We start from the raw sequence: 15,420 nt of genomic DNA on the forward strand, positions 1-15,420 counted from the left end.
AACTCTGTTAGAATTCACGTCTTTTTTCTTGAAATTTTTTGAAAAGTTGTACAATTCAAAAAAAATGTATAAAAAGACAGATTTCTTCAGACTTTACGCTTGTTTATAATACTCGTTCATTAATAGAATCGTCAACAATCTTCTGATTGAAGATACTTATTCCTGATGGCTTTCTTCGATTGCTTGGATCATTTGCTGTTCATCCCAGACTTCGATCCCTAAACCTTGAGCTTTTGTCAATTTACTTCCCGCTTCTTCGCCGGCCACCACGATATCCGTTTTCTTAGAAACACTGCCGGTGACTTTACCACCAAGATTTTGGATTTTTTCTTTGGCATCTTCACGAGTATACTCCACTAGTTTGCCTGTTAAAACGATCGTCTTATCTTTGAAAGGAGATTCGACGTTTTCCAATTGGCTCGCCCGAATGCCCTTGTATGCTAAATTCACTCCACGATCTTCGAGTTCCTGCATCAATTCGTGGACTTCCTCATTTTCAAAATAAGTGACTACGCTATCCGCGATCGTTTCACCCATTGTATTCAATGACACGATTTCCTCTTTTTCCGCTTTGCTTAGTGCAGTTAAACTGCCAAAGTGCTCTGCTAAGATTCCAGCCGCTTTTGCGCCTACATGACGAATACCTAAACCGAAGATCAATCGTTCAACTGAATTTTCACGACTGGCATCGATCGCTTGCAAAATATTTTCTGCTGATTTGTCTTTGATCTTATCTAAGGTCAATAGCTGTTCTTTATCTAAGGCATAAAGGTCCGCTACATCTGAGACCAACCCTTTATCAAACATTTGTGCTAGCACTCTCGGTCCTAAACCGTCAATGTTCATGGCGTTGCGTGAAACGAAGTGACTCAAGCCTTCTTTGATTTGAGCCGGACATTTGGGGTTGATACAGCGAAGAGCGACTTCTTCATCTAAATGGACTAGCTCACTCTCACAAACGGGACAACGGGTTGGTACTGGATAAGGTTCGCTATCTGCCGGACGCTTTTCCAAAATAACTTGCGCGACCTCTGGTATAATATCCCCGGCTTTATAAACTAAAATTGTGTCTTTTAAGCGAATATCTTTTTTCTCGATATAGTCGCTATTATGCAGACTTGCCCGTCCGACCGTTGTTCCTGCTAAGCGAACCGGCTCCATAATCGCAGTTGGGGTTAAGACACCCGTTCGCCCAATTGTCCAATCAATAGCGACTAAAGTTGTTTGTGCTTCTTCTGGCGGAAATTTATAGGCCGTTGCCCAACGTGGGGCTTTTACTGTAAAACCTAAGTCATCTTGTACGCTGAACTCATTAACCTTAATGACGATTCCGTCGATCTCATACGGCAATTGATTTCGTGTTTCATGGAATTTCTCAATGTATTCCCAAACTTCTTCAATCGTTTCGCAAACGCGATGTTCGGGATTGGTGCGAAACCCTAGACGAGCCATTTCATTCAAAGCATGATCTTGGGTCGTTGATTCTAATGGTCCGAAATCAGCTAACGTATATAAAAACGTGCTTAAATTCCGTTTGGCTGCGATTCGCGTATCCAATTGCCGCAAACTTCCAGCCGCGGCATTGCGGGGATTAGCAAAAACATCTTTGCCTTCTTCTTCCCGCTGTTGATTTAAGTTAACAAATGAAGACTTAGGCATGTAACATTCACCTCGTACTTCAATTGATAATGGTTCTTTTAGTCTTATTGGAATCGATTTGACGGTTTTCAAATTCTCTGTGATATTTTCACCGACTGAGCCATCGCCACGAGTAGCCCCTTGGACAAAAATACCATTCTCATATTTCAATGAAATCGAAAGCCCGTCAATTTTCAACTCAACACAATAAGAAACTGAATGTCCCACCGCCTTTTTAACCCGTTCATCAAAGGCAATCAGTTCTTCTTTACTAAAAACATCGTTCAGGCTGTATAAAGGAATGTCATGAACAACCTTTTCAAATCCTTCTAGGACCTTTCCTCCAACACGTTGAGTTGGAGATTCCGGTGTAATCAAGTCTGGGTATTCTGTTTCGATTTCGACTAATTCTTGATATTTCTTATCATAAACAAAATCTTCCACTGAAGGCTGATCTTGTACGTAATATTCGTGGGCATATTGATTCAATTCCGCTCGTAGCTCCGCTACACGCGATTCCGCCGTTTGAAAAGGCATTGGTTCCAAGAAGATCCCCCCTTAAAAAATAGTCATCTTTAGATTTTTTCAATCGGTGCAAAAGCGGCCAACAAACGTTTGACACCTTGCTGTGGAAAGGCGATATCCAATTCCACGTCTTTTGAATTGCCGCTGACTTTCACTACAGTGCCGACGCCCCATTTTTTATGCTGGACTTTATCGCCGGGATTCCAGCTTTCATTTTCACCGCCAGATGCCGTTTTATTCATGACCGGTTCCCGAGTGGCCTGTTGATACTTAGGCTTCATTTGATTCCTATTGATGTTAAATGGACTACCAAAAGTCGCAGCTTTTGGTTGCGGCTGTATTCCAACCGGATTTAAGAGACTTTCATCAATTTCCGCCACAAAACGTGAAGGCTGATTGTATTGAGTCTTTCCGTATAGTGTCCGCGAAAAGGCATTGGTTAAAAATAAACTTTCTTCAGCCCGCGTGATCCCCACATAAGCCAAACGCCGTTCTTCCTCTAATTCCGCTTCTTCCATCAAAGAACGAGACAACGGGAAGATTTTTTCCTCCATACCGATCAAGAAGACAATCGGAAATTCAAGTCCCTTTGCAGCGTGGAGAGTCATTAGCGTAACTTGGGCGCTTTCTTCTTGATAATCATCTAAGTCAGAAACTAAGGCTAAATCATTCAAGAAAATCGCCAGTTTTTCTTCTGGCGCGTTGGCTGCGTCATCCTCTTCCACAGCATTACGTTTATCAAATTCTTGTGTGACGGAACGAAATTCCTCCAAGTTTTCTAAACGAGATTCGGCTTCTAAGGTTCGTTGATTTTTTAATTCATCTAGGTAGCCTGTTCGTTCTAATACTTGATCGACTAATTCCGTCACTGGCAAATACGCGATCATTTCTTGAAATTGCGTGATCATCATCGCAAATTCGCCGATCATACGACCTGCTTTTCCAGAAATATTGGCTAAGTCGACATTTTGAGCCGCCTCGACCATTGACCAATCGTGCATCGTCGCAAAATTCCGTAATTTTTCAACAGAAGCTGCACCAATTCCACGCTTCGGTGTATTGATTACTCGTTCAAAGCTGACACCGTCGCGAGGATTATTGATAATATTTAAGTAAGCAATAATATCCTTGATTTCTTTCCGATCGTAGAACTTATGTCCACCCACCATTGTATAAGGCACATTTGATTTTACTAACGTATCCTCAATCACCCGTGATTGGGCGTTGGTTCGATACAACACGGCAAAGTCATTATAGCTACGATTGTTGGTTTGGATTTCTTCTTTGATCTTGCTAACGATGAATTGTGCTTCATCTCGTTCACTATCGGCACGATAATATGTGATTTTCTCGCCGCTTTGGTTGTCAGTCCAAAGATTTTTGTCGCGACGGTTGCTATTGTTTTTAATGACTTGATTGGCGGCATCTAAAATACTTTTAGTTGAACGATAATTTTGTTCTAACAAAATAACCGTCGCGTCATGATAATCCTTCTCAAAATCTAAAATATTTTGCATGTCCGCTCCACGCCAACCATAAATACTTTGGTCCGCATCCCCCACGACACATAGGTTGCGGAAACGCACTGCCAGCATATTGACTAACGTATATTGGGCATGATTGGTATCTTGATACTCGTCCACATGAAGATAATGGAATTTATTTTGATAATAGGTCAAGACTTGTTCGTTCTCTTCGAATAAACGAATTGTATTCATGATCAGATCATCAAAGTCCATACTTTGATTATTCCGTAACGCTTTTTGATACGCGTCATAGCAACGAGCAACGATTTCTTCAAAAAAAGAGCCTTGGCGTTCGGCATAGGTTTCCGGTGTCAATAATTCGTTTTTCGCGTTACTAATGGCACCTAAAATCGAACGTGGATCATATTTTTTCGGATCAATGTTCAATTCTTTTAGAATTCGTTTCATTAAGGTCAATTGGTCAGAACCATCTAAGATTGTAAAATTTCGATCATAACCAATCGCGTCTACATCCCGGCGCAAAATTCGGACACACATGGAGTGAAAGGTCGAAACCCAAACATCTTGCCCCCCTTGGCCTAAGATGCCATTCACTCGTTCCTTCATTTCTCGTGCGGCTTTATTGGTAAATGTAATCGCTAAGATATTCCAGGGATTTACATTTTTTTCTTCTATTAAATAAGCAATTCGATGAGTCAGGACCCGGGTCTTTCCGCTTCCTGCTCCAGCCATAATTAATAGCGGGCCTTCCGTGTGAAGTACCGCCTCTTGTTGTTTAGGGTTTAGTCCTGCTAACAACTCCTGTTTGTTTGGCATGCAAAACGTCCTTTCTCTTTTCAATCTTTTTTATTATAGCATCTCAGAAAGTTTCGCGACACTAGCAACAATTTAAAAACAAGAATTCATTGATTCATCCTTGTTTTTCTTTTAATTTCGCGCTAAATTTAATAGAAGTATGGAGGGAATTCATGAAAAACGAACACGAAATCAAACGTTTAGATAGTACAAAAGTTATTTTTATTTTAAAAGGGGTCCTAATTGGCACACTTGCAGGAATTGTCGTCAGTCTGTTTCGCTTACTGATTGAAAAGATGATGGAGCATGTGGTGAACCTCTACTTATGGTTTCACGACAATCCCCTTTGGCTAATTCCTTGGGCTTTTGTGATGATCGCTTTTGCCGTTACAATTGGCGCCTTGATGAAGTCTGATCCGAACATCAAAGGCAGTGGAATTCCGCAAGTTGAAGGCACACTCCAAGGTGAGATCAAATTAAATTGGTTCTCAATTCTTTGGAAAAAATTTGTCGGCGGTGTCCTTTCCGTTGGTTCAGGATTGTTTCTGGGTCGCGAAGGCCCTTCGATTCAATTAGGAGCCATGGTGGGGCAAGGCTTTAGCGAGTATACGCACGCCTCTACTTCGGAGAAAAAAATCTTTATTTCTAGCGGTGCAGCAGCCGGTTTAGGAGCGGCTTTCAACGCACCTATTGCTGGTTTATTATTTGTAATCGAAGAAATCCACCATCATTTTTCACCCTTGATTTGGCTGACTTCACTGACAGCAGCACTAACTGCGAATCTTGTTTCGCTGAATTTCTTTGGCTTAAAACCGGTACTCTTCATTGCAGACGTCCCTTCGCTGCCATTAAAATACTATGGCTGGCTCGTTGTCTTAGGCGTTATATTAGGTGTTTTGGGTTATGTCTATCAAATTGTTTTATTGTCATTACCACGTTGGTACAAGCACACACATTTGCCAGAGCATCTTTACGGACTCATTCCTTTTCTATTGATTATTCCGATTGCTTTCTTTTTGCCGCATTATTTAGGTGGCGGAAATCAGATTGTCCTAATGATTGGACAGCAAAATTTATCGTTGACCTTGTTGCTTGGTCTATTTCTTTTACGTTTCATTTTTTCAATGGTTTCTTATGGGGCGAATCTTCCCGGAGGAATTTTTTTACCGATCCTTACCCTTGGCGCCTTGATTGGTGCGATCTACGGAACCATTTTACAGCAGTGGTTTGGGTTAGATAGTCATTTCATTCGTGATTTTGCTATTTTTGCCATGGCCGGATATTTTACTGCCATTGGGAAAGCGCCTTTGACAGCCATTATTTTAGTGACCGAAATGGTGGGAAACATCACTCACTTGATGCCTTTGGCGGTTTGTTCACTAACTGCCTATGTTATCAATGATCTTTTAGGCGGCAATCCAATTTATGAATCGCTGCTTGAGCGTTTAGTCAAAGGCTATTTACCTAGCATTACCGGAAATAAAACAATCATTGAATTTCCTGTCACCGCAGAAAGTACATTAGACGGTACGATGGTTCGTGATTTCAACTGGCCAAAGGAGATGTTACTGATCTCGATTCGTCGTGGCTCTTCCGAAATTCTGACTCATGGCGATACCGTTATGAAGGTTGGGGATTTATTGATGATTTTAACCGATGAAGGATACACACAAAAAATAAAAAAGTCGATACGCGAACGTTCTCATGCAGCCGTCGCGAAAAAACAAGATAAATCAATAAGAGGCTGAGCTATGCTCAACCTCTTATTTTTTTTGCCATTTTTTCATTTACATAGACTGAAACTTGACCGTCATTAACAGGAAATACTCCTTGTCCGTTCTCATCTAACGTAATTTTTGCTTCATTGTTTCCTAACAGATCAACAAAGATTTCACCCTCATGAATCGCACTGATCGTCATCCCTTTCTCACCACCACCAGCATTGGTCATAATGACTGCCATACCAGAATCCTTTTGAGAAAAATCACCCGTGCAGGTCCAACCAATAACATCAGGATCATCAAAGTAATCAGCTTGGCCACCAAAAATCAGTTCTTCACGTAGTTTAATCAACGCATTCAAACCGGCGCCAACGGACTCAGCATTTTCTGTTCCATAAAGATCGCCCCAAAAAATGACCGGCGTTCCTTCATTACGTAGGAGAATCAGACTGTAGGCCTGAAGCTTGAACCAACCTTCTACCCATGATTCCAAACTTTGCCCTTGTTGCGTATCATGATTATCGACAAAGGGTACTGCCCAATCTGGCCGTGTCTCAATCAAAGTCCCGGCAAAAATTTTTCGCATATCAAACTTTCCCATCGTCGAAGCCGCTTGAAATAAATTAAAATGTAGTGGTACATCAAAAAGTGAAATCAAATTGCCAGATGACCCTAAATACTCTTGCAGCTTTTCTAATTCATCCGACCAATATTCGCCGACCACAAACAAATCAGACCCCTTCTCTTCCCGGCGATGCAAGAGCCAATCAACAAACAAATCAAAACGAATGTGTTTCACCGCATCCAAACGATACCCATCAACCCCAGTTAATTCCTGATACCATTTACCCCAGTTGTCTAACTGTTTTACCGTTTCTGGATTTTCCATGTCTAAGTTACAGCCCATCAAATAATCAAAATTGCCATTTTCGTCATCGACCTTTGGCTCCCAGCCTTTATCGGCAAAATTAAAAATCGCATGGTCCTTTTCCCGAGCGTCATAATCAACACCAGAGAAATTTTCCCACGTCCATTGATACTCATTGTATTTTCCCTGACGTCCAGGAAAAGTGAATTTAGTCCACGCTTCAATCTCTTCTTCACCGGAAGCTGGTTTTGTTCGATCGTCGAATTGATAAGAGACAGCCGAGACAATCTCTGTCTCATCCGCCCCCATGAAATGATCAAAAACAATATCCGCATAAATTTTTAGCCCAGCTTTTTTCAATGCAGCTATACTGCTTAAATACTCATCTTTTGTTCCATATTTTGTTTTAACGCTGCCTTTTTGATCAAACTCACCTAAATCATAAAGATCATAAGTCCCGTAGCCAACATCATTGGCTCCCTCTGATCCTTTATAAGCAGGAGGCATCCAGATTGCGTTAATACCAAAGCGACGTAATTCTTCTGCTTTTTCGGCGAGTGTTTTCCAATGTGTGCCATCAGCAGGAAGATACCATTCAAATCCTTGTAAAATTGTTTGTTTTTCCATAGCCATCACCTCTATATCCATCATACAGAATGTGAACGATCCATCAAAATAAGATGACCTGTAAAGAATCGATAAATGGTTTTGAACGTTTTTGGATGTTTATGATTGAATTATTAAATTAACTATGGTACTATTTCATTGAAGGAGGGTTGAAAATGCTTACAGAAGAACGACGAAAAAAAATAATCGAATGGTTAGAACGTGACGGAGTTGTGAAATCACAAGAGTTAATTCAGTGGTTGGACTCTTCAGAATCCACCGTACGACGCGATTTACACGAATTGGAAGAATTAGGTGTTTTAGAACGTGTTCACGGCGGAGCCAAACGCCCTCAACACCTTGAACAAGAATTGGGAATGGTCGAGAAATCGTCCAAAAACATTCAACAAAAACAATTGGTTGCCCAATACGCCGCTGAGCAAATTGCTGAAGGCGATGTGATCTATCTGGATGCCGGAACGACTACCTCTGAGATGATTCCTTTCTTGAAAAATAAAACCGTCACCGTTGTCACGAACTCCGTTGGACTAGCCGCACGGTTGGTAGAAGCGCAAATCGCAACGATTGTTTTAGGTGGTCGTATTAAATTGACTACTGATGCCGTGATAGGATCACAAGCGCTGCAACAACTAACCCAATATCGTTTCAACAAAGCCTTCATGGGTATGAATGGTGTCCATTTGGATAGCGGCTACTCAACCCCTGATGCAGAAGAAGCCATCTTGAAACGAGCAGCCATCCAGCAATCCGAAAAAGCGTTTGTTTTAGTCGATCATAGCAAGTTCAATCAGACGAGTTTTGTCAGTGTCGCTCCATTATCGGCAGCTTCAATCCTCACCGATACCTGTCCTTTGGTTATCCATGATCAAATCACAGAACAAACTACCTTAAAGGAGGTTTCTGTATGATCTATACAGTGACACTAAATCCTTCGATTGATTATATCGTGCATGTCGACCAATTAGCGATCGGCGATGTCAATCGAATGAAAAACGATTTAAAATTACCCGGTGGTAAAGGCATCAATGTTTCAAGAATTTTGAAGCGCATCAATAACGACTCCACTGCCTTAGGTTTTCTTGGCGGATTTACTGGATCGTTTATTGAAAATTGGATGACTAAAGAAGCCATCAAAACAAATTTTACCACCGTTGCTGACGACACCCGGATTAATATCAAACTAAAAGCCGATCAAGAAACTGAAATCAACGGTCAAGGCCCTGCTGTTTCTTTAGCGGAAAGGACTGAATTGAAAAAAGTTTTAAACAATCTCAATGCTGATGATATCGTTGTTCTTTCTGGCAGCAAGCCAGCAAGTGTTCCGACTGGTTTCTACCAAGAATTAATCGAAATCGTCAAAGCGCAAGGCGCTTCATTTGTGATCGATACCACCGGTGCAGATTTAATGGATGCTTTAGAACAAGCACCGCTACTAGTCAAACCAAATAATCATGAATTAGCCGATTTATATCAAACTTCTTTTGATTCCGTTGAAGCGATCTATCCTTACGGCCAACGTCTACTGGACGAAGGTGCGCAACATGCATTAGTTTCGATGGCCGGTGACGGTGCGTTGTTATTTACAAAGGATGGCATTTACCGCTCCAACGTCCTTACGCGAAGCGTTAAAAACTCTGTTGGAGCTGGCGATTCAATGATTGCAGGTTTCGTTGGTAACTATACGAAAACGCAAGACCCAGTTGAAGCATTCAAATGGGGCGTAGCTTGCGGCAGTGCTACAACTTTCTCTGATGATTTAGCCACTGCGGATTTTATCCAAGAATTATTACCAGAAGTTGAGATCACAAAAGTAAAATAGTTTATTCTCACCACTTCTGAAAAAAGTTAAAAATGGAGGAACTACCATGGATATTAAAGATTTATTGATCAAAGAAGCCATGATCATGGATTTGCAGGCAACGACTAAAAAAGCCGCGATTGATGAAATGGTTCAAAAGATGTACGACGCTGGCCGTATTTCTGACATTGAGGTTTATAAAGAAGGAATTTTAAATCGTGAAGCACAGACTTCAACTGGCTTAGGCGACGGCATCGCAATGCCCCACGCAAAAAACGGCGCGGTTAAGGAAGCAACGGTTTTATTTGCAAAAAGTAAAGCAGGTGTCGATTATGAATCATTAGACGGTCAACCTACTTACCTTTTCTTCATGATCGCTGCTCCAGAAGGCGCGAATGATACCCACCTACAAGCATTAGCTGCTCTTTCAAGACTATTGATTGATCCTGATTTCGTTGCGAAACTAAAATCAGCAGAAACCCCTGAACAAGTTCAAGAAACCTTTGATATCGCCGAAAAGGCCAAAGAAGCAGAAGAAAAAGCGGAAGAACAAGCCGCCGCTTTAAAAAGCATCACAGATGAAAATCGTCGCTATCTTGTAGCTGTAACAGCCTGCCCTACCGGTATCGCTCACACCTACATGGCGGAGGACGCATTAAAGAAAAAAGCAAAAGAATTGGGTGTCGATATCAAAGTCGAAACCAATGGCTCTGAAGGAATCAAACATCGCCTAACAGCCGAAGATATCGCTCGTGCAGACGGTGTTATCGTTGCGGCGGATAAAAAAGTTGAAATGAATCGTTTTAATGGAAAAGAATTAGTCAATCGTCCAGTTAGCGACGGGATTCGCAAGCCAGAAGAATTGATCAATTTGGCCTTAAGCGGCAATGCCCCAACCTATCATGGCGATGGCGCTGCTTCGTCAGCAGATGAAGAAAAAAGTGACAACGGAACCGTCGGACAACGGATTTATAAAGATTTAATGAACGGTGTTTCTCATATGCTACCATTCGTGATCGGTGGCGGGATCATGATCGCATTGTCATTCATGATCGACCAATTTATTGGCGTTCCCCATTCAGAACTTGCTAATTTGGGAAATTACAACCAAGCAGCTAGTTGGTTCAATCAAATCGGTGGTGCCGCATTCGGGTTCATGCTTCCTGTTTTAGCGGGATTCATCGCTTCAAGTATCGCTGACCGTCCTGGTTTGATCGCTGGTTTTGCAGCAGGTGCCTTGGCTAATACTGGCGGCGCTGGTTTCTTAGGTGCATTGCTTGGTGGTTTTATCGCTGGATACGTCATTATCTTCTTGAAGAAATTATTTAAGAACTTGCCTAAATCACTTGAAGGAATCAAAGCTATTCTGTTCTATCCTTTCTTTGGACTATTAATCACCGGTTTCTTGATGCTGTTAGTTAATATCCCTATGAAAGCGATCAACGATGCATTGAATGGTTTCTTGACTGGCCTTAGTGGATCAAATGCGATTTTACTTGGTGCATTACTTGGTGGGATGATGGCTGTTGACTTAGGTGGTCCTATCAACAAAGCAGCTTATGTCTTTGGTACCGCAACGCTTGCTTCAAGCGTCGCTCAAGGCGGATCAATCGTTATGGCAGCCGTTATGGCCGGCGGGATGGTCCCTCCATTAGCAATCTTTGTCGCTACTCGCCTATTCAAAAATAAATTCGAAAAAGACCAAGTGGACGCAGGTTTGACCAATATCGTGATGGGCTTATCTTTCGTAACTGAAGGTGCAATCCCATTTGCGGCTGCCGATCCTATTCGGGTCATCCCAAGCTTCGTTGTAGGTTCAGCTTTAGCTGGCGGCTTAGTCGGAGCGGTTGGTATCAAATTATTGGCCCCACATGGTGGAATCTTCGTAGTTTTATTACTGAGCCATCCACTACTTTATCTAGTATTTATTGCGATTGGCGCAATTGTTTCAGGCGTTATTTATGGCTTAGTGAAAAAGCCTATTGCTAACTAATCTTAGGTAACAAAGAAAAAACCACTTTCGAAAACATTCGAAAGTGGTTTTTTTCTTCACTATCATTTATAACCAGCGGTCTTTTCTACGAACACGAACGGGCTGAGGTTTCGGTTCAATTGAAAAAAGAATCATTCCGATAAAGAACACTGCGATTGACAAAGGAATTTCTAATGATGCAAGCGGCAATCCAAAAATCATTCCAACGACTAATAAGCAACTCCCCATAATCTTAATGTATCTTAAATTCATAACTACCCTCTCCCTTTTTGTATTAAGTTTTAAATTTCTAGGATGTCCAATTGATTTTTCGCCGACACTTTTTTTTGATCAATAAATGACACAACCAAATGCTTCGCTTCTTTTTCTAAGGAAAATGTTAAAGAATCATTTTTCCGACTGATTTGATGGATTGTCATGTCGTTTAACGCAACTTTCAATTCTTCTAAAGGAAAATCCAAAAAGGCTTTTTTAGGAATAAACAATTGTAAAACAGCCGTATAATCCTTATACTGGGCATCCTGAATTTTGAATTCAATTGAATCCCGGATATAATACTCAAAAGCCGCTAATCCCTTGTCTAACGTCAATTCAGGATATAAAATGTGATAGTTCATCATTCGTTCACTTTCATCATCAATCCAAGGGAAATAGGCGAGTGCATTTAGTCCGCCCTTCATTCGATTTACGCGGTATTGATTGGTTAAAAAATTATAGGTCCGTGTAACAAAATAAGAGGCCCTATTTTTTTCGGTTGGTTGAAACTGTTCATTTTGATACTGAACCGTTTGAACAACCGTATCTTCAAATGCAAATTCTATATACGGTTGCTTCAACAATCCAATTCCATTCGTATAAGACAGTTGCGAGATCCCTAATTGATCACGAAATAACTGCTGAAACCGCAAGTTCGCTTCTTCATGCCACTGAAATGGATCCTTATACAATTCAAAAAAGACGCCGCCACCAAGTTCACCCACTTGTTCAACTTGCTGGAGGTCCAGCAATAAGGGCTTGGCAAATAATTTTTTATAGGACTCTCCTAGAAACAACCACCAACAAGACGTTAAACAAACGCCTTTATAAAAAACATCGTAGCCTGGAAACTTATTACAATCCACCATGATATCGCCGTTAAGCCCTCTCATTTTTGGCAATGCTTGTGTTTCTTCCATGGACTCCAAGGAACGCCGTTTTTCTAGTTCACTCGTATTGTGATATAAATACTCGTCATAAGAACGTAGGTAGGCAAATAAGCCATGTTTGATTAAGCGTGCCTTTAAGTAATCTAGGTAAACATTTTCCCAATAATGGAACGTTTTTTCTAAAATAATTGATTTTTCAAAAAGGGTCTCTCCCACTAAATGAATCGTCGTTTCCTCGTCTGTATTTTTTAGTTGCAACCAAAAATCTTCTTCCATGCCAAGATGCTCAACGACCTGTTGTAATTCTTGAGCATCAAATGCTTGTTCTGAGCCATTGATTGACATCTTATCCGGTTCCAGCAATAAACGACTCATAATCGACCAGTCAGCTAAGTGTGATTGAATATCGGCTTGCTTTAAATCGCAAAGTTGGCTGATGCCATACAATTTTTGCTGTTTTGTCATTGCCTTCCCCTTTCTTCTTTCTCTATTTTAATTATATCTTAAAGATTTAAAAATCACTAAGAAATTGACCATTAAGTTTTCAAAAAATTGTATACTAGAATAAACTATGGTAAAAATAAAGCGGAGGTGTTCACATGGGTTTAAAATTCGAAAGAGCCGATGATTTGGACAAGCTTTTTGAATCGTTTGCAGTGGATCCTGATAAAGAAGTCAAGAAGGATGCGGACATTCAAAAATTTTTAAAACCAAAGAACGACGATACAAACAAAAAAAAGGATCAAGCTTAATGCTGATCCCTTGAAACTGCAGCCTTTGCTTACACGCATGCCTGCAGTTTTTTATTTGATTGCGGCTTCGATCGCTTGCCAAGCTTCTTCTTTTCCTTGCTTAGTTTCAGAAGAAAAAAGAATGAAGGTATCGCTTGGATCAAAATCCAATTTTTTCTTGATGGCACTAGTATGCTTGTTCCATTTTCCACGAGGAATCTTATCAGCCTTCGTTGCTACGACGATCACTGGAATATGATAATATTTCAAAAATTCATACATTTGAATATCTTCTTTACTCGGATCGTGACGAACATCAACTAAGGAAACAACGGCTCGCAGTTGTTTTCGGCTAGTGATATACGTCTCAATCATCTCGCCCCATTTCGCCCGCTCTGTTTTGGAAACCTTGGCATACCCATAGCCAGGTACATCTACAAAATGCAAGGCATTTTCTATCAAATAAAAATTTAACGTTTGGGTTTTACCAGGTTTGCCAGAAGTCCGTGCAAGATTTTTACGATCAATTAACGTATTGATGAAGGAAGATTTGCCAACATTGGAACGTCCAGCCAAGGCAATTTCAGGTAAATCTGTTTCTGGATATTGTTTGGGCGAGACCGCACTAATCACGATCTCTGCATTATGAACTTTCATTCTTTCACGCCTTTCAAAAAGGAGCTGGGACACGAATCTGTCGCAGCTCCTTCATACATCTATTTTGGTGTTTCGGCTGTTACTTTCGGATTCGCCTATTAACCGGCTTTTTTTTCGTCCGTTTGGTATTCAATCACTGGTTTACCAGAACCGTCGACTGAATCTTTCGTAACAACGACTTTAGCAATTGTTTCGTCAGAAGGAATATCGAACATAACATCCATCATGACATCCTCAATAATGGAACGTAGTCCACGTGCCCCCGTATTCCGTGCAATTGCTTTGTCTGCAATAGCCTTCAAGGCATCTGGATCAAAAGATAACTCCGTCTCATCGTAAGAAAGTAATTTTTGATATTGCTTAACTAACGCATTTTTAGGTTCAGTCAAAATATGGACTAAATCTTCCGTTGTTAATTTTTCCAAAGCGGTTGTAACAGGTAACCGTCCAATGAATTCTGGAATTAATCCAAATTTCAATAAATCTTCAGGGATGATTTGTTGCATAATACTCTCATCCTCATCGACTTTTTTATTATTCGTTCCAAAACCGATCGTCTTTTCACCTAGACGGTTCTTAACGATTGTTTCAATCCCATCAAAGGCCCCTCCGACGATGAACAAGATATTCGTTGTGTCAATTTGGATAAATTCTTGATGTGGATGCTTCCGTCCACCCTGAGGCGGAACACTCGCAACCGTTCCTTCAAGAATCTTTAATAACGCTTGTTGAACCCCTTCACCGGAAACGTCACGTGTAATTGAAACATTCTCGCTTTTACGAGTAATTTTATCAATTTCATCGATATAAATAATTCCCTTTTCAGCACGTTCAACATTATAATCTGCTGATTGTAGTAATTTTAAAAGAATATTCTCAACATCTTCCCCTACATAACCAGCTTCCGTCAAACTTGTCGCATCGGCAATTGCAAAGGGAACGTTCAAGGTCCGAGCTAACGTTTGGGCTAAGAACGTTTTACCAGAACCAGTTGGTCCGATTAAACAAATATTACTTTTTTGCAACTCAACGTCATCGGTTCCATCATTTTCAGTATTTACCCGTTTGTAATGGTTATATACCGCAACTGACAAAGCTTTTTTCGCTCGATCTTGTCCGATGACATATTGATTTAAAACATCTAATAGTTCTTTTGGTTTCGGTACATCGATAAATTCACGAATCGCTTCTTCGTGGAACTCTTCGTCGATAATCTCTTTACAAAGGTCGATACATTCATTACAGATGTATACTCCGGGACCCGCAACAACTTTTTTTACTTCTTCTTGGGTCTTACCGCAAAATGAACAGCGAACTGTCTCACCTGCGCCTGTGCTTTCATACATAGCTGTCACCTCTTGTTTCTTTCTCTACAAGTGTTTCCACGATTGCAGTCTTTATCTATAATACCACAAAGACCCAAAAAGACAAAGAA

At 40.8% G+C, this 15,420-nt stretch carries 12 protein-coding genes; 5 read left to right on the plus strand and 7 right to left on the minus strand.

Annotation, left to right across the window (positions count from 1 at the left end):
• Nucleotides 1-156: 156 nt before the first annotated feature.
• Together ligA and pcrA are read right to left on the minus strand one after the other, a co-directional pair.
• Entirely contained in the window at nt 157-2,175 is a 2,019-nt protein-coding gene (gene ligA / locus FFM67_RS02125; RefSeq protein WP_137613068.1) for an NAD-dependent DNA ligase LigA, read from the minus strand.
• A 38-nt stretch (nt 2,176-2,213) separates the two neighbouring features.
• Nucleotides 2,214-4,466, minus strand: coding sequence for a DNA helicase PcrA (gene pcrA / locus FFM67_RS02130; protein ID WP_137613024.1), 2,253 nt, complete (start codon nt 4,464-4,466; stop codon nt 2,214-2,216).
• Nucleotides 4,467-4,618: 152 nt separating this feature from the next.
• Here pcrA and FFM67_RS02135 point away from each other — a divergent pair, with 152 nt between their 5' ends.
• Nucleotides 4,619-6,193: a ClC family H(+)/Cl(-) exchange transporter gene (locus tag FFM67_RS02135; protein ID WP_137613025.1), complete on the plus strand. Its 1,575-nt coding sequence runs from the start codon at nt 4,619-4,621 to the stop codon at nt 6,191-6,193.
• Nucleotides 6,194-6,200: 7 nt separating this feature from the next.
• Here the strand turns inward: FFM67_RS02135 and FFM67_RS02140 are convergent, their stop codons facing one another.
• The gene (locus FFM67_RS02140; RefSeq protein ID WP_137613026.1) at nt 6,201-7,661 is read right to left on the minus strand and encodes an alpha-amylase; all 1,461 of its coding nucleotides are present in this window, start codon (nt 7,659-7,661) and stop codon (nt 6,201-6,203) included.
• 155 nt (nt 7,662-7,816) lie between these two features.
• Here FFM67_RS02140 and FFM67_RS02145 point away from each other — a divergent pair, with 155 nt between their 5' ends.
• Genes FFM67_RS02145 through FFM67_RS02155 form a run of 3 tightly spaced genes read left to right on the plus strand, consistent with a single transcriptional unit; the run spans nt 7,817 to nt 11,452 of the window.
• The gene (locus FFM67_RS02145) at nt 7,817-8,569 is read left to right on the plus strand and encodes a DeoR/GlpR family DNA-binding transcription regulator (RefSeq protein WP_137613027.1); all 753 of its coding nucleotides are present in this window, start codon (nt 7,817-7,819) and stop codon (nt 8,567-8,569) included.
• The gene (gene pfkB, locus FFM67_RS02150) at nt 8,566-9,480 is read left to right on the plus strand and encodes a 1-phosphofructokinase (protein ID WP_137613028.1); all 915 of its coding nucleotides are present in this window, start codon (nt 8,566-8,568) and stop codon (nt 9,478-9,480) included. Before FFM67_RS02145 ends, pfkB begins: the two co-directional genes overlap by 4 nt.
• A 46-nt stretch (nt 9,481-9,526) precedes the next feature.
• A complete protein-coding gene (locus tag FFM67_RS02155; protein ID WP_137613029.1) occupies nt 9,527-11,452 on the plus strand; it encodes a PTS fructose transporter subunit IIABC in 1,926 nt (641 codons plus the stop codon).
• A gap of 66 nt (nt 11,453-11,518) precedes the next feature.
• On the opposite strand, the gene FFM67_RS02160 is transcribed toward FFM67_RS02155, so the two are convergent.
• Together FFM67_RS02160 and FFM67_RS02165 are read right to left on the minus strand one after the other, a co-directional pair.
• Nucleotides 11,519-11,704, minus strand: a complete 186-nt coding sequence (locus tag FFM67_RS02160; protein ID WP_071862775.1) for a hypothetical protein — start codon at nt 11,702-11,704, stop codon at nt 11,519-11,521.
• Between the two features lie 29 nt (nt 11,705-11,733).
• Nucleotides 11,734-13,062, minus strand: coding sequence for a hypothetical protein (locus FFM67_RS02165; protein WP_137613030.1), 1,329 nt, complete (start codon nt 13,060-13,062; stop codon nt 11,734-11,736).
• A gap of 134 nt (nt 13,063-13,196) precedes the next feature.
• On the opposite strand from FFM67_RS02165, the gene FFM67_RS12235 reads away from it, so the two are divergent.
• Nucleotides 13,197-13,349: an SPJ_0845 family protein gene (locus FFM67_RS12235; protein ID WP_170177975.1), complete on the plus strand. Its 153-nt coding sequence runs from the start codon at nt 13,197-13,199 to the stop codon at nt 13,347-13,349.
• A gap of 51 nt (nt 13,350-13,400) precedes the next feature.
• On the opposite strand, the gene yihA is transcribed toward FFM67_RS12235, so the two are convergent.
• Entirely contained in the window at nt 13,401-13,985 is a 585-nt protein-coding gene (gene yihA / locus FFM67_RS02170) for a ribosome biogenesis GTP-binding protein YihA/YsxC (RefSeq protein WP_137613031.1), read from the minus strand.
• A gap of 98 nt (nt 13,986-14,083) precedes the next feature.
• Nucleotides 14,084-15,331 (minus strand): ATP-dependent Clp protease ATP-binding subunit ClpX, encoded by a 1,248-nt coding sequence (gene clpX / locus FFM67_RS02175; RefSeq protein WP_137613032.1) that lies wholly within the window; start codon nt 15,329-15,331, stop codon nt 14,084-14,086.
• Between the last annotated feature and the right edge of the window lie 89 nt (nt 15,332-15,420).

The organism is Enterococcus viikkiensis (assembly GCF_005405345.1).
GTDB lineage: Bacteria > Bacillota > Bacilli > Lactobacillales > Enterococcaceae > Enterococcus_A > Enterococcus_A viikkiensis.